The sequence below is a fragment of the Enterobacter sp. PL_is379 genome (genome assembly GCF_055817355.1).
The window spans coordinates 277,089-293,393 of sequence record NZ_JBVPGT010000030.1; the positions used below are offsets into that span (position 1 = coordinate 277,089).

Annotated in this window: 16 protein-coding genes; 9 read left to right on the forward strand and 7 right to left on the reverse strand. The window is 55.7% G+C overall.

What is annotated here, in order from left to right; all coding sequences use genetic code 11:
• The first annotated feature begins 185 nt into the window (after positions 1-185).
• Positions 186-1,841 (forward strand): glucan biosynthesis protein D, encoded by a 1,656-nt coding sequence (locus AC0TOY_RS15475; protein WP_090416997.1) that lies wholly within the window; start codon positions 186-188, stop codon positions 1,839-1,841.
• Between the two features lie 95 nt (positions 1,842-1,936).
• Positions 1,937-2,476 carry a 50S ribosomal protein L7/L12-serine acetyltransferase gene (gene rimL, locus AC0TOY_RS15480; protein WP_407820817.1) on the forward strand — a complete coding sequence of 180 codons (540 nt, stop codon included), beginning with the start codon at positions 1,937-1,939 and terminating at the stop codon, positions 2,474-2,476.
• Here rimL and ydcK read toward each other — a convergent pair.
• Entirely contained in the window at positions 2,471-3,451 is a 981-nt protein-coding gene (ydcK, locus tag AC0TOY_RS15485) for a YdcK family protein (protein ID WP_048991125.1), read from the reverse strand. The genes rimL and ydcK overlap by 6 nt on opposite strands.
• Positions 3,452-3,585: 134 nt before the next feature.
• Between ydcK and tehB the strand changes: the two genes are divergently transcribed.
• Positions 3,586-4,179, forward strand: coding sequence for a tellurite resistance methyltransferase TehB (gene tehB, locus AC0TOY_RS15490; protein ID WP_473722078.1), 594 nt, complete (start codon positions 3,586-3,588; stop codon positions 4,177-4,179).
• Here tehB and pepT read toward each other — a convergent pair.
• Positions 4,176-5,405 carry a peptidase T gene (pepT, locus tag AC0TOY_RS15495; RefSeq protein WP_148769346.1) on the reverse strand — a complete coding sequence of 410 codons (1,230 nt, stop codon included), beginning with the start codon at positions 5,403-5,405 and terminating at the stop codon, positions 4,176-4,178. The two genes, tehB and pepT, sit on opposite strands and share 4 nt — an antisense overlap.
• Positions 5,406-5,516: 111 nt before the next feature.
• On the opposite strand from pepT, the gene AC0TOY_RS15500 reads away from it, so the two are divergent.
• Positions 5,517-7,112 carry an ABC transporter substrate-binding protein gene (locus AC0TOY_RS15500; RefSeq protein ID WP_473722079.1) on the forward strand — a complete coding sequence of 532 codons (1,596 nt, stop codon included), beginning with the start codon at positions 5,517-5,519 and terminating at the stop codon, positions 7,110-7,112.
• A gap of 135 nt (positions 7,113-7,247) precedes the next feature.
• Positions 7,248-7,922: a DUF3313 domain-containing protein gene (locus AC0TOY_RS15505; RefSeq protein WP_032647158.1), complete on the forward strand. Its 675-nt coding sequence runs from the start codon at positions 7,248-7,250 to the stop codon at positions 7,920-7,922.
• 34 nt (positions 7,923-7,956) lie between these two features.
• Here the strand turns inward: AC0TOY_RS15505 and AC0TOY_RS15510 are convergent, their stop codons facing one another.
• A complete protein-coding gene (locus AC0TOY_RS15510) occupies positions 7,957-8,853 on the reverse strand; it encodes a DMT family transporter (RefSeq protein ID WP_024908428.1) in 897 nt (298 codons plus the stop codon).
• Positions 8,854-9,026: 173 nt separating this feature from the next.
• On the opposite strand from AC0TOY_RS15510, the gene AC0TOY_RS15515 reads away from it, so the two are divergent.
• Positions 9,027-9,899: a helix-turn-helix transcriptional regulator gene (locus AC0TOY_RS15515; protein ID WP_024908429.1), complete on the forward strand. Its 873-nt coding sequence runs from the start codon at positions 9,027-9,029 to the stop codon at positions 9,897-9,899.
• Here AC0TOY_RS15515 and AC0TOY_RS15520 read toward each other — a convergent pair.
• The gene (locus AC0TOY_RS15520; protein ID WP_473722173.1) at positions 9,879-11,066 is read right to left on the reverse strand and encodes a benzoate/H(+) symporter BenE family transporter; all 1,188 of its coding nucleotides are present in this window, start codon (positions 11,064-11,066) and stop codon (positions 9,879-9,881) included. The genes AC0TOY_RS15515 and AC0TOY_RS15520 overlap by 21 nt on opposite strands.
• A gap of 71 nt (positions 11,067-11,137) precedes the next feature.
• Here AC0TOY_RS15520 and AC0TOY_RS15525 point away from each other — a divergent pair, with 71 nt between their 5' ends.
• Positions 11,138-11,665 (forward strand): helix-turn-helix domain-containing protein, encoded by a 528-nt coding sequence (locus tag AC0TOY_RS15525; RefSeq protein ID WP_473722080.1) that lies wholly within the window; start codon positions 11,138-11,140, stop codon positions 11,663-11,665.
• A gap of 80 nt (positions 11,666-11,745) precedes the next feature.
• A complete protein-coding gene (locus tag AC0TOY_RS15530; RefSeq protein ID WP_024908432.1) occupies positions 11,746-13,710 on the forward strand; it encodes a peptidase U32 family protein in 1,965 nt (654 codons plus the stop codon).
• On the opposite strand, the gene AC0TOY_RS15535 is transcribed toward AC0TOY_RS15530, so the two are convergent.
• Positions 13,711-13,941, reverse strand: a complete 231-nt coding sequence (locus AC0TOY_RS15535; protein WP_024908433.1) for a DUF2554 family protein — start codon at positions 13,939-13,941, stop codon at positions 13,711-13,713.
• Positions 13,942-14,185: 244 nt separating this feature from the next.
• On the opposite strand from AC0TOY_RS15535, the gene AC0TOY_RS15540 reads away from it, so the two are divergent.
• Positions 14,186-14,548, forward strand: coding sequence for a hypothetical protein (locus AC0TOY_RS15540; RefSeq protein WP_024908434.1), 363 nt, complete (start codon positions 14,186-14,188; stop codon positions 14,546-14,548).
• Between the two features lie 161 nt (positions 14,549-14,709).
• Here the strand turns inward: AC0TOY_RS15540 and AC0TOY_RS15545 are convergent, their stop codons facing one another.
• Positions 14,710-15,246: a dihydrofolate reductase family protein gene (locus AC0TOY_RS15545; RefSeq protein ID WP_473722082.1), complete on the reverse strand. Its 537-nt coding sequence runs from the start codon at positions 15,244-15,246 to the stop codon at positions 14,710-14,712.
• A gap of 33 nt (positions 15,247-15,279) precedes the next feature.
• On the reverse strand, positions 15,280-16,287 hold the full coding sequence (gene ftrA / locus AC0TOY_RS15550) for a transcriptional regulator FtrA (protein WP_048991137.1): 1,008 nt from the start codon (positions 16,285-16,287) through the stop codon (positions 15,280-15,282).
• Between the last annotated feature and the right edge of the window lie 18 nt (positions 16,288-16,305).

Genomic DNA, 16,305 nt, shown 5'->3' on the forward strand with positions numbered 1-16,305 from the left:
CAGGCTTTCTTTACACCACTTTCGGGCCGTTCTGGTCGACAGAAAATATTTCTCACTTTGTTCAGATAATCACCGGCCAACAATTGGATTCTTAACCATTTTTGTTTAGGCTGTGCGTTCTTTCTTGCCGTCATTTCGCCGAGCGCGGAACACATTCACACGACCATAAGGACGTTTTTCCAGGCATGAATCGCAGACGTTTTCTAAAAGGCTCGCTGGCAGTGGCAGCCCTGAGCGGCACATCCGGCCTTGCTTCCCTGTTTTCCAAAGCGGCATATGCTGCCGACTCTGACATTGCTGACGGCCAGAGCCGTCGTTTTGACTTCTCCGTACTGCAATCCATGGCGCATGACCTGGCGAAAACCCCGTGGGGTGGCGCACCGCGTCCGCTGCCGGAGACGCTGGCGACGATGACGCCGCAGGCGTACAACGCCATCCGCTACGATGAAAAACAGTCACTGTGGAACAACATTGAAGGGCGTCAGCTGGACGTGCAGTTCTTCCATATGGGAATGGGGTTCCGCCGTCGCGTGCGGATGTTCTCGCTGGACCAGTCCACCTCTATGGCGCGCGAGATCCACTTCCGTCCGGAGCTGTTCAGCTACGGCGAAACGGGTGTGGATACCAAACAGCTGGAAGGGCAAAGCGATCTCGGCTTTGCGGGCTTCCGCGCGTTTAAGGCGCCGGAGCTGGCGCGTCGCGATATCGTCTCTTTCCTGGGCGCGAGCTATTTCCGCGCAGTGGATGACACCTACCAGTACGGCCTTTCTGCCCGCGGTCTGGCGGTAGATACCTTTACCGACACGCCGGAAGAGTTCCCGGACTTTACCTCCTTCTGGTTTGAAACCGTCAAACCCGGCGACACAACCTTTACCGTCTATACGCTGCTGGACAGTCCGAGCATTACCGGCGCCTATAAGTTTGTGATCCACTGCGAGAAGAGCCAGGTGATCATGGAGGTGGAAAACCATCTCTATGCGCGTAAGGACATCAAGCAGCTCGGCATCGCACCGATGACCAGCATGTTCAGCTGCGGCAATAACGAACGCCGCATGTGTGATACCATTCACCCGCAAATTCATGACTCCGACCGCCTGGCAATGTGGCGCGGCAACGGGGAGTGGATCTGTCGTCCGCTGAACAACCCGCAGAAGCTGCAGTTCAATGCCTATATGGACAAAAACCCGAAAGGGTTCGGCCTGCTGCAGCTCGATCGCGATTTCTCGCACTATCAGGACGTGATGGGCTGGTATAACAAACGCCCGAGCCTGTGGGTTGAACCGCGTAACGACTGGGGTAAAGGCGCGGTTGGCCTGATGGAGATCCCGACCACCGGCGAAACGCTGGATAACGTGGTCTGCTTCTGGCAGCCGGAAAAAGCTGTCAAAGCGGGCGATGAGCTGGACTTCAAATATCGCCTTTACTGGAGCGCGATGCCGCCGGTGCGCTCCCCGCTGGCCAACGTCTTCGCCACCCGTACCGGTATGGGCGGCTTCCCGGAAGGCTGGGCACCGGGCGAAAACTACCCGAAAGTGTGGGCCCGTCGCTTTGCCATCGACTTCGTCGGCGGCGACCTGAAGGCCGCTGCGCCAAAAGGCATCGAGCCGGTGATCACGCTCTCCAGCGGTGAAGCCAAGCAGGTGGAGATCCTCTACGTTGAGCCGTTTGACGGCTACCGCATTCTGTTTGACTGGTACCCAACGTCGGATTCGACGGAGCCGGTGGATATGCGCCTGTTCCTGCGCTGCCAGGGCGACGCCATCAGCGAAACCTGGCTGTACCAGTATTTCCCGCCGGCGCCGGATAAACGTCAGTATGTTGATGATAGGGTGATGCGTTAACCCTTGTGCCGGGTGGCGGCTTCGCCTTACCCGGCCTGTGTTTCGATACTGTAGGCCGGGTAAGCGCTAGCGCCACCCGGCAATTGAGAGGCACCATGTCTTCAGAAATCATCCCCGTTACCCACGTTATCGAACTGCGTTCCGTCGAAGAACATTACGCCACCGACCTGCACAATCTCGTCGTCAAAAACAAAACCTTCCTGCAAACCGCCTTTGACTGGGCGCAGCACGTGGGCAGCGAAGAGGATACCCGCCGTAACGTGCAGAGTAACCAGATGCTGCACCAGCGCGGCTACGCCAAAATGTTTTTGATCTTCAAGGATGGTGCGCTGGTTGGCGTGCTGTCGTTCAACACGATTGAACCGACCAACAAAGCCGGCTACATCGGCTACTGGCTGGATGAAGACCACCAGGGGCAGGGCATTCTCTCCCGGTCTCTGCAGGCGTTTATGCGCTACTACGTCGAACGCGGTGAGATCCGCCGTTTTGTGATCAAGTGTCGGGTGGCGAATCAGCACAGCAACAGCGTTGCCGTGCGCAACGGTTTTACGCTGGAAGGCTGCCTGCGGGAAGCGGAATACCTGAACGGTCGCTTTGACGATGTGAATATCTACGGCAGGATCTGTACCCTATAACGCCCCCAGCAGCGGCGTGCGGGTGATGCGCTGGTCGCCGTTAATCACTTTTTCGCCGCGCAGGTGAATGCTCTCGCCGGCAAACGCTTCAATGACCGCGTTATCGGTGATTTCGACCCGATGCTCGATAAGCACATCACCGCTGATGCGCGCGCGTCCCTGGATCACCACTTTGTCATCCAGCATGATCGGCCCGCCGCGCAGCCACGCCTGACCACCAATCAGGACGTGGTGCTTGATGATGCAGTTTCCTTCCACCACGGCATTCTCCGCAATCTGCGAGCTGTAGCGTACCGTCGGAATGGCATCGTCGTCAAAACCGGCAATCACGCGGGCGTTACCATAGACCTTTGCGCAGTCGCACACCCAGACGTTATTCAGGTCGTTACCCTCGAGGATCGCGTTGTCGAAGACTTCGGCCCGGTGCTCAACAAAGGCAAAATTAACCATTGCCTCACCGTAGATTTGCGCCTGGTGCACAATCCGCGACTGGCTGACCGTCGCCTTATCGTAGATTTGTAGGATCTGTTCATGGTCCGGCGTTAACCCTTTGGCAGCAATCACCACGCTGTGATGCAGCACGCGCGCTTCGCCGTAAATATGGCATTCGCCGCGTACGCAGGACTGCTGAATGGTGACGTTGTCACTTATGCGCGCCCCGTGGCTGACCTCCGCGCCGTCCAGCCAGCAGCTGTCGCCGATATGCGCGTCATGGCTGATGATGCATGGAAGGGTAAGGCGCGCGTTGCCGGACACGGTTGCACCCGCGAACACCACGCTGTTTTCGTCGTAGATCCAGCAGTCGCCGTCCTGCGCGAGGGCGTGCTCATCGTCAATCCAGCCGCCTTTCGTGCCGGCCGTCACGTCGTTAAAGTCCGCCGTCGCGACGATCTGCCGCAACGTCGCAGAGTGGGTGGTTTCGCCGTTTTTCCATTGCCAGAGGCGGGTTTCATCGCTGAGCCGGTATTTTTTCATCGTTTGATCTCTGGTAAGCGTCTTCACTAAACGTAGCAAATTTTTCGGTTTTAGAACGGCTGGCAACCAGACGGTAAACGCCTTAAAATGGCATGTAAAATGCACTTTAAATTTATGCGAACGCAGGAAAAACAATGACCGTCGATGAGAATTACTTCACAGAGAAATATGGCTTAACTCGTACCCATTCAGAGGTGCTGTACAGCGCGGAGATTGTGAAGCCCGGTAAAACGCTCGATCTGGGCTGCGGCAACGGCCGTAACAGCCTGTACCTCGCGGCCAACGGGTACGACGTGACCGCATGGGACAAGAACCCGATGAGCATCGACAATATCGAGCTCATCAAAGCGGAAGAAGGGATCGCTAATCTGCATACCGCGATTAAGGATTTGAACAACCTGAGCTTTGACGGCGAGTACGATTTTATTCTCTCCACCGTGGTGCTAATGTTCCTGGAGTCAAAAACCATCCCGGGCCTTATTGCCAACATGCAGCGCTGCACGAGGCCGGGCGGTTACAACCTGATCGTTGCCGCCATGGATACGGCGGATTACCCGTGCACCGTCGGCTTCCCGTTTGCGTTTAAAAGCGGTGAGCTGAGCAACTACTACGAAGGCTGGGAGTTGCTCAAATACAACGAAGACGTTGGCGAACTGCACCGTACCGATGAAAACGGCAACCGCATCAAGCTGCGCTTTGCCACAATGCTGGCGCGCAAGCCCGCTTAACGGGCGGCCAGCAGGCAGAGCTGGAGAGCAGTCTTGTAAGACGCCTCGAACGACGACAACGGCAGGAATTCAAACTTCGAGTGGAAGTTATGCGCCCCGGTGAAGAAGTTCGGGGTGAGTAGCCCTTTAGCCGAGAGCGCCGCGCCGTCGGTGCCGCCGCGCATCGGCGTCGGTTTCGGCGTGATGCCTAGCGATTCCATTGCCTCGAACATCAGATCGATGGCGCGTCGGTCTTCGCCAATCGCATTGCTGATATTGCTGTAGGTATCTTCAATGCGATAGTCCACCCTGGCTGTTGGATGTTGGGCGGCAATCAGCGCGGCAACGTCGGCAATCTGCTGCTTGCGGGCGGCAAAGCTGTCCTTGTCAAAGTCGCGGATATTGGCCTTTAGAACGGCCTCGTTCTGTCCGGCCTGAATGCCGTTAAACCAGATATAGCCTTCACGCCCCTCGGTGCACTCCGGCGTTTGCTGGCGGTCAAAATGGTTGATGTAGTCAGTCGCCATCAGCAGGGGATTCACCAGCACGCCTTTGGCGGACATCGGGTGCGCCGTAACGCCGGTAAAACGGATCTCCGCGGCCGCCGCGTTAAAATTCTCGTAGACAATTTCCCCCAGCTCGCAGCAGTCGATGGTCCAGGCAAAATCGACGTCAAAGCGCGTAAGATCCAGCGCTTTGGCGCCGTTCAGGCCGATCTCTTCGTCAGGCACAAACGCCACGACGATATCCCCATGCCGATGTTCTGCCGACAGGTTTTCCAGCACCGTCATGACCACCGTGACCGCCGATTTATTATCCGCGCCCAATACGCTGGTTCCGTCGCTGAAAATAATCTCCTCATTCGGATAAGCCAGAATTTCCGGATGCTCTTTAACCCGCAGCCAGATGTCTTTCTCTTTATTCAGACAGAGATCTTCACCGGTAAAGGTTAATATTTGTGGATGAATATCCGGTGAAAGTCCCACGTCGACGGTATCAATATGGGTAATAAAGCCGATGCGCGGCGCACCGGGCACGTTGCCTTTTTTTACCGCCGTTACCGTGGCGAATTCATCAATCACAATATCGTCTAACCCCAGCTGTGCCAGCTCCTGCGCAAGCTCCCGCGCCATGTCGTGCTGGCCCGGCGTTGAGGGCAGGGTTTTGACTTTGGGATCGCTCTGGCTGGTGATCGCGAGATAGCGGAAAAAACGGTGCGTTAATTGTCTGGAAAGCGGCGAGCCCATAGTGATTTATTCCTTATTTATTTTTCAGGTGTTTGCCACTTCACTTTAATGTTATTTATGAAATGGCAAAAGAATTAATTAGCCGTCGAATTAAAAAGACAGGAATAAATGATGAAAAGCAAACTCACAACTATAGCGCTGGCACTCGCTGCACTCACGGTCAGTTCCGCCGTTGCCGCGAAAACGCTGGTGTATTGTTCCGAAGGATCGCCGGAAAACTTTAATCCTCAATTATACACCTCGGGAACCAGCGTGGACGCCAGCGCCGTGCCGGTCTATAACCGTCTGGTTGATTTCAAACCCGGTACCACGGAGCTGGTGCCGAGCCTGGCGGAGCGCTGGGAGGTGAGCGACGACGGCAAGGTTTATACCTTCCATCTGCGTAAAGGCGTGAAGTTCCAGAGCAATAAATCCTTTACGCCGACCCGAGACTTTAACGCCGACGACGTGATTTTCTCGTTTATGCGGCAGAAAGACGTGAATCATCCTTACCACAAGGTCTCTAACGGCAGCTACTCCAACTTCGAAAGCCTGGAGTTTGGCAGCCTGATAACCAGCATTGATAAAGTCGATGACCATACCGTGCGCTTTACCCTGGCGCACCCGGAAGCGCCGTTTGTCGCCGATCTGGCCTGGTATTTTGCCTCAATCCTTTCAGCGGAGTATGCCGACGCGATGCTGAAAGCAGGCACGCCGGAGAAGGTGGATATGGAACCCATCGGCACCGGGCCGTTTAAGCTGGCGCAATATCAGAAGGACTCCCGGATCCTGTTCACTGCGTTTGCCGACTACTGGCAGGGAAAATCGAAGCTGGACAGGCTGGTGTTCAGCATCACCCCGGATGCCTCAGTGCGTTTTGCCAAAATTGAGAAGAATGAATGTCAGGTGATGCCGTTCCCGAATCCGGCCGATCTGCCGCGCATGAAGGCCAACAAAGACATTAATCTGATGAGTAAGGCGGGGCTGAATACCGGCTTCCTGGCGTTCAACACGCAGAAGCCGCCGCTGGATAACGTGAAGGTCCGTCAGGCGCTGGCGATGGCCATCAACAAACCGGCGATTATTGATGCGGTGTTCCACGGTACCGGCACCGTGGCGAAGAATCTGCTGCCGCCGGGCGTCTGGAGCGCCGACAGCGAGCTTAAGGATTATGATTACGATCCCGAAAAGGCGAAAGCTCTGCTGAAAGAGGCCGGTTTTGCCAGTGGCGTGAGCGTCGACCTGTGGGCGATGCCGGTGCAGCGTCCGTACAATCCGAATGCGAAACGCATGGCGGAGATGATTCAGGCGGACTGGTCGAAAATTGGCGTACAGACCAAAATCGTCACCTACGAATGGGGTGAATACCTTAAGCGCGTGAAGGGCGGCGAACATCAGGCCGCGCTGATGGGCTGGACGACCGCAACGGGCGATCCCGATAACTTCTTTGGTCCGCTGTTTACCTGTACCTCGGCAAACGGCGGCTCAAATTCGGCGAAATGGTGCTATAAGCCCTTTGATAAAATTATTGCGGAAGCAAAATCAACGACCGATCGCGATAAACGCGTGGCGCTGTATAAAGAGGCTCAGCAGATGATGCATGACCAGATGCCCGCGGTGATGATTGCGCATTCAACCATTTTCGAACCGGTGCGCAAGGAGGTGACGGGCTATGAAATCGACCCGTTTGGCAAACATCTGTTCTGGCAACTGGATATAAATCAGTAATTTTTCACTGCCCGGTGCGCCTCCGGGCAGTCTTTTTGCAATTTGTGCTCACCGCATCATTTTTTGTCACAACAAACCCGCCAGTCTTTTGCTATAACTTCAAATGCATACTTGCAGATAACATGGAAAACTATCATGCGTACTCAAACTTTTTTTAAAGTTGCAGTGCTTACTGGTCTGTTGGCGTTAGCGGGCTGTTCTTCAAAAGTCGCCGCCCCGGAACAATACTCAGGCTATTTAAAAAACTATTCTGGCTTGAAGGAAACCACGTCAGCAACGGGCAAACCAACATTGCGTTGGGTTGACCCGTCATATAACGAAGCCAATTATGACAGTATCGTCTGGAATCCGATTACGTATTATCCCGTTCCAAAACCAACTACGCAGATTGGTCAAAAAACGCTGGATGAGTTGCTGAGTTATACCAATAACAAAATGAAAACCGCGGTTGGCCAGCGTAAACCTATCGTCACTACGCCAGGGCCGCGCAGCCTGATCTTCCGCGGTGCGATTACCGGGGTAAGCTCGAAGAAAGAAGGTCTGCAATTCTATGAAGTGGTGCCTGTTGCGCTGGTTGTAGCGGGTACGCAAATGGCGACGGGTCACCGTACAATGGATACCCACCTGTACTTTGAAGGTGAGTTAATTGATGCGAAAACCGGCAAGCCGGTCATTAAAGTGGTTCGTAAAGGCGAAGGTAAAGAGCTGAATAACGAAAGCACACCAATGACCTTTGCAACGCTGAAGCAGGTTGTTGATGACATGGCGACGGATGCCACCATGTTTGATGTGAAAAAGACCGCAAAATAAAATAAAACGGCCTGCGTAATGCAGGCCTTTTTATTTATGCCATCCGTAAGCGCCTGAACCAGGTTTCCGGTTTGGTAAACATCACCATATTACCTCCCAGAATCAGCACTAACCCCACGATACCGTTGATATGCCAGACGTACCCTTCATACACCGTGGAGATGGAGAGCGCCACCAGCGGGAAGAGCAGCGTGCTATAGGCCGCTTTGCCTGGACCAATGCGTCCCACCAGCGTGAAGTAGGCACCAAAAGCAATCACCGAGCCAAACAGAGCCAGATACACCAGCGCACCGAGATAGCTCACCGTCCATTCCGGCACAAAGCTGTCGCCTCTGAACAGGGCAATGCAGCCCATCACCAGCGTGCCATAGAGCATCGCCCAGGCGTTGGTGGTCATGGTTTCCAGTCCTCTGCGCTGATGGCGCATGCTGATCATATTGCCCAGCGAGAAGCCGTAGGTACCGAGTGCGGAAAGCCCAATCCCGGTCAGGAGTGACGCGCTCCAGCCGCTGGCCAGAAGATCGTCCCAGAAGAGGGTGATGATCCCAACCAGCCCCAGTGCCGCCGCCGTCCAGAACCGCGCGGGCGGGCGCTGCCCGAAGAAAATAAAGCTGTTAATGGCGTTATAGAGTACCGCCATGGAGAAGATCACCGACTCCAGCCCGGTGTTGATGTGCGAGGCTGCGGTGTAAAAACACCAGAAGTTAAAGCAGAAAACGCAGCATCCCTGGAGTATGCAATATAGGTGATCCCGCAGCGCCAGCGTGCGCAGGCGTCGCAGGGCGATTAACACCATCATCATCGTGAGGCTGGCGACGGCGAAACGCCAGAAAATAGAGACGGGCGCCGCCACGGAACCCTGCTGCAGAAAAATGGCAATCCAGGTGGTTCCCCAGATGACCACCACCAGTCCATAGAGTAATGCGTTCATATTTTTCTCTTCTCAAACCCCGAAAGCACGCAGTATGGCGCTGAGATGCGTAACGGGCTTTCACCGGCTTGCGGGTGACTTGCAAAATCTTGCGCTTTTTTCTTCCGCGGGGACTGGCAACGGGAGACAACTCTTCTTAGACTGAGATTCCGGTCAATCACGCGCTAACGGTTATGTCTCACGCTTACGATACCTTTGAAACGCTTTGCCAACAGAATGCGGTCCTGCGGGAAACCGTCTCGCTGAATTCGGGTATTCAGCTGGCAGCGTGGTACAACAAGCACGATACGATAACGGTAAAAAGCAACCATCATACCCTCAGCCTGTACGTGGCTGACGGCTACGAAAGCTATCAAAAAACGCCGGGCGGCTGGAAGAACGGCGGGGGTCCGGACCGGTTCTGTTTGATGCCCAAAGAGAGCGAATCGACGTGGGATATCCGTGATGACCTGTCGTTTGTGCATCTCTACTGCACCGATGAACACCTGCGCGACGTAGGGGAAAAAATCTGGGACAAGCGCCCGCTATCGCTGACCCTGGACGAGCGCATTTTTGGTAGCGATCCGAAGATTACCACGCTGTATCGCCAGTTTTTACTGGGCTGCGACTGGCAGCAGCACGCCAACCAGCTCACTCTGAGCACGGCCTCCACGCTGCTGCTGACCCATCTGCTGCAAAACTACTCAAACGTGCAGTGGAAGCTGCCGGTTGTCACGGGAGGGTTGTCGCCGTTTGTGCTGCGCAACGTCCTCGCCTTTATCGAAGAGAATCTCGGGCAGCCCCTGACGCTGGCCGAACTGGCGGCACAGGCTGCCCTCAGCGAATACCATTTTGCCCGCATGTTCCGCCAGTCGACGGGGTTGGCGCCGCATCAGTATGTGATGCAGAGGCGAATGGATAAAGCGAAAGCCCTCGTCCAGCACACCTCGACGCCGCTGACGGAGATCGCACTTGCCTGCGGGTTTAACTCCGCCAGCCATTTCAGCAACCGCTTTCGCAGCGCAACGGGCATGACGCCTTCGCAGCTACGCGCGGCGAGCGCGTGAAAACAGGGCGTAGCACACCCCGCCCAAGACCAGCCCCCAGAATGCCGAACCGATGCCCAGGATCGTGACGCCGCTCGCGGTCATCAGGAATGTAACGATGGCCGCATCGCGCTCCGCTTCGTGGCTTAATGCCTGATATAAACTCCCGCTGATGGTGCCCAGCAGCGCCAGACCGGCGAGCGTCTGGATCCAGCTAAGAGGCAGCGCGGCCATCAGCCCGGTAATGGAGCCGCCGAAAATCCCCGCCAGCAGATAAAACCCTCCGGCTGCGATGGCCGCCAGCCAGCGTTTATCGGCATCCGGGTGCGCATCAGGGCTTTGACAAATAGCGGCAGTAATGGCCGCAATGCAGATAGAAAAGACGCCAAACGGAGAAAACAGCAGCGCCAGTCCACCCGTGACGATGATGAGCGGTGAGACCGCCAGCGGGTAACCGGAGGCCTTCATCGTCGCGAACCCCGGCGCGTTTTGCGAGGCCATGGTCACCAGGAAGAAGGGCACGCCAATACTCACCAGGCTTGTGAAGGTGAAGGCGGGTGCAATAAACTCAGGCATCACCAGAGAAAGCGTGAGCTTATCGGTGACAACGTCACCTCCCGCCCAGGCCACAATACCGCCGACCAGCAGCGTAACGACGATGGCATAGCGCGGAGCCAGCGCTTTTGCGATCAGCCACGCCGCAATCATGCTGCCGCACAGCAGAAAGTGCCCTTCGAGATGCGCAAACGCGTGCAGGCCAAACTGCAGCAATACCCCCGCCAGCATGGCGGCAGCAAGCGAATGGGGGATTAGCTTCATCAGACGGGCGAAGAGCCCGGTAATGCCGCAGATCAAAATAAGCGCGTTCGCAAAGATGAACACGCCGATGGTTTCCGCCAGCGTGACGCCGTGCAGGCTGGTGGCCAGCAGCGCCGCGCCGGGTGTCGACCAGGCGATCAGGACCGGCGCCTTGTACCACCAGGAAAGCGCCAGCGTGCTGACGCCCATCCCAATTCCCAGCGCGGTCATCCAGCCCGCAATCTGCTGTGCGCTGGCGCCTGCCGCAGCGGCAGCCTGCCAGATGAGGGCGGCCGAACTGGCGTAACCGACCAGCACGGCGACAAATCCAGCCAGTGCGACTGGAACAAGGTGAGAGGAAGGGCGCATGAAAACTCCGTTGTGCGTTATAGCGTCCGGGATAAGGTAGCACTGTGCGCTATAGCGTACAAGTGGTATGCTGGTCGTCACCAGGAGGGAACATGGACATCACACGACATCTTGCAACCACATTGAAAACGCTGCGCCAGGCGCGCGGCTGGAGTTTGTCGAAGCTCGCAGACGAGACCGGCGTGTCAAAGGCCATGCTCGGGCAAATCGAGCGCAATGAATCCAGCCCGACGGTGTCGACGCTGTGGAAAATTGCCACGGGACTGAACGTTCCGTTTTCCGCCTTCATCACGCCGGAGACGGACCAGCAGGCGGTATTTGACCCCCAGCAGCAGGCGATGGTCGTCAAGCCGCTATTTCCGTGGGACGAGACGCTCAGATTTGATTATTTCTCCATTACCCTGGCACCCGGTGCGCTGAGTGAATCCACGCCGCATGAGGCCGGAGTGATTGAACATGTGGTGGTGGTCAGCGGCGAGCTGGAGATGAAGCTTGACGGCAAGTGGCAGACGATTTCTGCCGATTCGGGCGTCCGTTTTGCCGGCGATAAACCGCACGCCTACCGCAACAGCAGCGACCGGACGGTGCATTTTCACTCCCTGATTCATTATCCCCGCTGAGGCTACGCAAAACTGTTTCGCTGACGCATACTTCTGACTACAATAGCCGCCATTTTGACCATAACGGATAACGACGAAGTATGCGCCTGCAATCCCATCATCTTGAACTTTTAAGCCCGGCCCGCGACGCCGCCATAGCCCGTGAAGCGATCCTTCATGGCGCTGACGCCGTCTACATTGGCGGCCCTGGCTTCGGTGCCCGCCATAACGCCAGCAACAGCCTGAGCGATATTGCTGAACTGGTGCCGTTCGCCCACCGTTTCGGGGCGAAAGTGTTCGTGACCCTGAACACCATTCTTCATGATGATGAGCTGGAGCCTGCGCAACGTCTGATTACCGATCTCTACCAGTCCGGGGTGGACGCCCTGATTGTTCAGGATATGGGCGTGCTTGAGCTGGATATTCCGCCCATTGAACTGCATGCCAGTACCCAGTGTGATATCCGTACGGTCGAGAAGGCGAAATTTCTCTCCGACGTCGGCTTTTCACAGATCGTCCTCGCGCGCGAGCTGAATCTGAATCAGATCCGCGATATTCATCAGGCGACAGACGCGACGATCGAGTTCTTTATCCACGGCGCGCTGTGCGTGGCCTATTCCGGTCAGTGCAATATTTCCCACGCCCAGACGGGCCGCAGCGCCAACCGCGGCGACTGCTCTCAGGCCTGCCGTCTGCCGTATACCCTGAAAGACGATCAGGGCCGCGTCGTGGCGTTCGAAAAACACCTGCTCTCTATGAAGGATAACGATCAGACTGCCAACCTGGGCGCGCTGATCGACGCGGGCGTGCGTTCCTTCAAGATTGAAGGGCGCTATAAAGATATGAGCTACGTGAAGAACATCACCGCGCACTATCGCCAGATGCTGGACGCCATTATTGAGGATCGCGGTGACCTGGCGCGCGCGTCGGCCGGCCGCACCGAGCATTTCTTTATTCCGTCGACGGACAAAACGTTCCACCGCGGCAGCACGGACTATTTCGTGAATGCCCGTAAAGGGGATATCGGCGCGTTTGACTCACCGAAGTTTATCGGTTTACCGGTCGGCGAAGTGCTGAAAGTGGCGAAAGATCACCTTGATGTTGCAGTGACGGAGCCGCTGGCGAACGGCGATGGCCTTAACGTGATGATTAAGCGCGAAGTCGTGGGCTTCCGTGCGAATACGGTCGAGAAAACCGGCGAGAACCGCTACCGCGTATGGCCGAATGAAATGCCGGCCGATCTCTACAAGGCGCGACCGAACGCGGCGCTTAACCGTAACCTCGATCATAACTGGCAGCAGGCGCTTCTGAAAACCTCCAGCGAACGCCGTATCGCCGTGGATATTGAGCTGGGCGGCTGGGAAGAGCAGCTAATTCTGACCATGACCTGTGAAGACGGTATCAGCGTGACGCATACGCTCGATGGTCTTTTCGAGGTGGCAAACAACGCGGAAAAAGCGCTTAGCAGCCTGAAGGATGGCGTGGCGAAGCTGGGCCAGACGATTTACTACGCCCGAGCTATCGACGTGAATCTGCCGGACGCGCTGTTCGTGCCGAACAGTCTGCTGAACCAGTTCCGCCGCGAAACGGCAGAGATGCTGGATGCCGCGCGCCTGGCTCAGTATCCGCGCGGTAGCCGTAAAGCCGAAGCCGTCCCTGCGCCAGTATACCCGGACACCCATTTGTCCTTCCTCGCCAACGTTTACAACCATAAAGCACGTGAATTCTATCATCGCCACGGCGTGCAGCTGATCGACGCGGCCTATGAAGCGCATGAAGAGAAGGGCGATGTGCCGGTGATGATCACCAAGCACTGCCTCCGCTTTGCGTTTAACCTGTGTCCTAAGCAGGCTAAAGGTAACATTAAGAGCTGGAAGGCCACCCCAATGCAGCTGGTAAACGGTGACGAAGTTCTGACCCTTAAGTTCGACTGCCGTCCTTGCGAAATGCATGTGATTGGCAAGATGAAAAACCACATCTTCAAAATGCCGCAGCCCGGCAGTATTGTGGCATCCGTCAGTCCGGACGACCTGATGAAAACCCTGCCAAAACGCAAGGGCAGTTAATTACCTGACGTGCGTGTCCGGTTTGCGCGACTTCTGCCACAGGTGGTGTTCGCGCAAACCCTCCGCCGACTCTTCCGCAGCGCTTCGCAACTCATCGCTGTCGGCTTCATGACGAAGCTGATGCGCCACGTTCTTTACCCATAAATATTCATGTCCTTTGTGCCCGGCCATAAGCTGGCCTGAAAACAGCGCACAAATAAGCATTATGAAAGATAACCCTTTTTTAATCATGGATTCCCCGCTGAAAAACAATGCCGGATAATCATGTCGATTATTTCCTGGTGTTATTATTTAAAAATTAAAATTAGCGAAAAGAAAATGTCAAATAATGTGGGTTCGGAATAGTGATTAGGATATTTCCTAAAATTCATCCTAATCTTTGTAAAGCTCCATTTCTGGACCACAATTGGATGTTTGCATTAAGGATTAATCTTATATAATAGTTATCTTGGGCTAAGGAACAGGTCATTTATAAATGAAAAAAATAGTAGCGCTTGCGCTTCTGGCGGCGGCTGTTGTAGCCGTTGCAGGGGTTCGTTATGCAGGTAATGACGAACCAGAATATATTCAATCTGCCGAAATTCGCGTGGGTTCCTATTTAACCAGCGACTATGGTGGCGTTGCCTGCACCAGCAAAAAAGTGAACGATCAGCGTTGGGAATTAGATTGCACTCATCAGGCAAGAGGAAAAACATTCCAGTTCGCGGTGTATCCCTCTGAAAAAGCACCTTATGGTGTCGCACGCTCCTTTTATCTTGAAGCCATTAACGATGACGCAAAACAGAGCGCTGAACAGGGGCTTATGCGTTATTTGCAGATCAATACCCATGCAGGTTAATAAGACTGTTTAACCTTCGTTAAGACAACGGGTGTTAGGTTGTATGGGATCCGCAGCCCGGCCATGGAGTGTCGGGACGTAGAGACCAAAATACAAATCTATCCATGCAAGCATTTACCGCCATTTTTGGCGGTTTTTTTTGCTCAGTGTTTACCCTGGTTTTATGGCTTCAGTCGATAATGTGACTGCACCAGGCCAGAAGGGAAGCTGCGGCTTGATACCAGCGTCAAATCGATATCTCCGGACAGGGCGCCGAACAGCGACTTTCCCGATCCGAGCAGAACAGGAACGGTCGTGATCACCATATCCGCTACCAGTCCTTCGCGCAGGAACGACTGGATCACCTGTCCACCATCGAGATAGACGCGATGGACGTTCTGCATCGCCAGATCGTCGAGCACCTCCTTTGGCGTGCGGCCGGAAAACTGTACTTTACCCCTCAATGCGTCGGGCACGGGCGTATCGGCCAGCTGTCGGGAAAGCACCAGCACGGGCCGATCATACGGCCATGTGTCAAAAGTCAGCACCTTCTCATAGCTCCCCCGGCCCATCACGATCCACTCTTTGTCCGTGATGAACGCCGCATAGCCATGATCCTCAGTCGGGTCATCGCGCTGCAGCAGCCACTCGATATCGTCATTCTGTCGGGCGATGTAGCCATCAAGACTGACCGCGATGAAAACGTGTGTGGTGACCATCAGGTGCTCCGTATTAACCATAAAACTAACGCCTCAGCGGGCGGTACCAGTACGTGAAAATTGTTTGCGATACTGAGCCGGGGAGAGCGCGAACTGCTGGCGAAAATGATGACGTAATGTCGACGCCTGACCAAATCCGGTCTGTTCCGCGATGCTGTCGATGCTTAACCGGCTGCTTTCCAGATAATCTTTCGCTCGCAGCAGGCGCTCATTGATCAACCAGCGTGCGGGCGTCATTCCCGTTGCCGCCTCGAAGCGGCGAAGAAAGGTGCGCTGGCTCATTCCGACCCGACGCGCCAGCGAGTCGACGCTATGCGCTTCGATAAGATGCGTGTGCAGAAAATCAAACAGCTGGCCGAGACGTTGACTCTCCCGCAGCTGCGCCACCGGGCGGCTCAGCTGCTGCGGCTGAGATCCATCCCTGTGAGGGGGAATGACCAGCCGACGCGCCACGCTGTTGGCGGTTTCCATGCCATAATCCCGACGCACAACGTGCAGGCAGAGATCGATCCCCGCCGCGCTGCCCGCGGAGGTCAGTATATCGCCCTCATCCTGGTAGAGCACATCCTCAACCACGTCGATGTCAGGGTAACGGGCTTTTAGCGTATCAATGTAGCGCCAGTGCGTCGTGGCTTTACGTCCATTCAACAGCCCCGTAGCGGCCAGGACAAACACACCCGAGCAGATGGAGAGTAGCTGACACCCGCGCGCACTGGCCTGACGCAATGCGCCGCAGAGCGCATCCGGAACCGGTGAGTCCAGCCCCCGCCAGCCCGGAACCACAATCAGATCGGCGGACTCAAGCAGAGAGATATCGCCATCGGTAATGATGCGGATCCCGCCCGTCGCCCGAAGTTCACCGCTGTCCACGCCCGCCACGGCAAAACGATACCATTCGTCGCCCAGCTCGGGGCGAGGCAGGCCGAATATTTCCACCGCCACCCCAAACTCAAAGGTACACAGACCGTCATACGCCAGCACGACCACCTTCGGGCGGGCAAGTTGTCTTAAGTTTGTCATCTTTTTGCTGTTTTCTGGCATAAGCGAGCGCATTCACGG

What these genes read in the sequence shown, in the direction of transcription:
- AC0TOY_RS15475 (WP_090416997.1), top strand. Translation starts at nt 186, where the DNA reads ATGAATCGCAGACGTTTTCTAAAAGGCTCGCTGGCAGTGGCAGCCCTG.
- rimL (WP_407820817.1), top strand. Translation starts at nt 1,937, where the DNA reads ATGTCTTCAGAAATCATCCCCGTTACCCACGTTATCGAACTGCGTTCC.
- ydcK (WP_048991125.1), bottom strand. Translation starts at nt 3,451, where the DNA reads ATGAAAAAATACCGGCTCAGCGATGAAACCCGCCTCTGGCAATGGAAA.
- tehB (WP_473722078.1), top strand. Translation starts at nt 3,586, where the DNA reads ATGACCGTCGATGAGAATTACTTCACAGAGAAATATGGCTTAACTCGT.
- pepT (WP_148769346.1), bottom strand. Translation starts at nt 5,405, where the DNA reads ATGGGCTCGCCGCTTTCCAGACAATTAACGCACCGTTTTTTCCGCTAT.
- AC0TOY_RS15500 (WP_473722079.1), top strand. Translation starts at nt 5,517, where the DNA reads ATGAAAAGCAAACTCACAACTATAGCGCTGGCACTCGCTGCACTCACG.
- AC0TOY_RS15505 (WP_032647158.1), top strand. Translation starts at nt 7,248, where the DNA reads ATGCGTACTCAAACTTTTTTTAAAGTTGCAGTGCTTACTGGTCTGTTG.
- AC0TOY_RS15510 (WP_024908428.1), bottom strand. Translation starts at nt 8,853, where the DNA reads ATGAACGCATTACTCTATGGACTGGTGGTGGTCATCTGGGGAACCACC.
- AC0TOY_RS15515 (WP_024908429.1), top strand. Translation starts at nt 9,027, where the DNA reads ATGTCTCACGCTTACGATACCTTTGAAACGCTTTGCCAACAGAATGCG.
- AC0TOY_RS15525 (WP_473722080.1), top strand. Translation starts at nt 11,138, where the DNA reads ATGGACATCACACGACATCTTGCAACCACATTGAAAACGCTGCGCCAG.
- AC0TOY_RS15530 (WP_024908432.1), top strand. Translation starts at nt 11,746, where the DNA reads ATGCGCCTGCAATCCCATCATCTTGAACTTTTAAGCCCGGCCCGCGAC.
- AC0TOY_RS15535 (WP_024908433.1), bottom strand. Translation starts at nt 13,941, where the DNA reads ATGATTAAAAAAGGGTTATCTTTCATAATGCTTATTTGTGCGCTGTTT.
- AC0TOY_RS15540 (WP_024908434.1), top strand. Translation starts at nt 14,186, where the DNA reads ATGAAAAAAATAGTAGCGCTTGCGCTTCTGGCGGCGGCTGTTGTAGCC.
- AC0TOY_RS15545 (WP_473722082.1), bottom strand. Translation starts at nt 15,246, where the DNA reads ATGGTCACCACACACGTTTTCATCGCGGTCAGTCTTGATGGCTACATC.
- ftrA (WP_048991137.1), bottom strand. Translation starts at nt 16,287, where the DNA reads ATGCCAGAAAACAGCAAAAAGATGACAAACTTAAGACAACTTGCCCGC.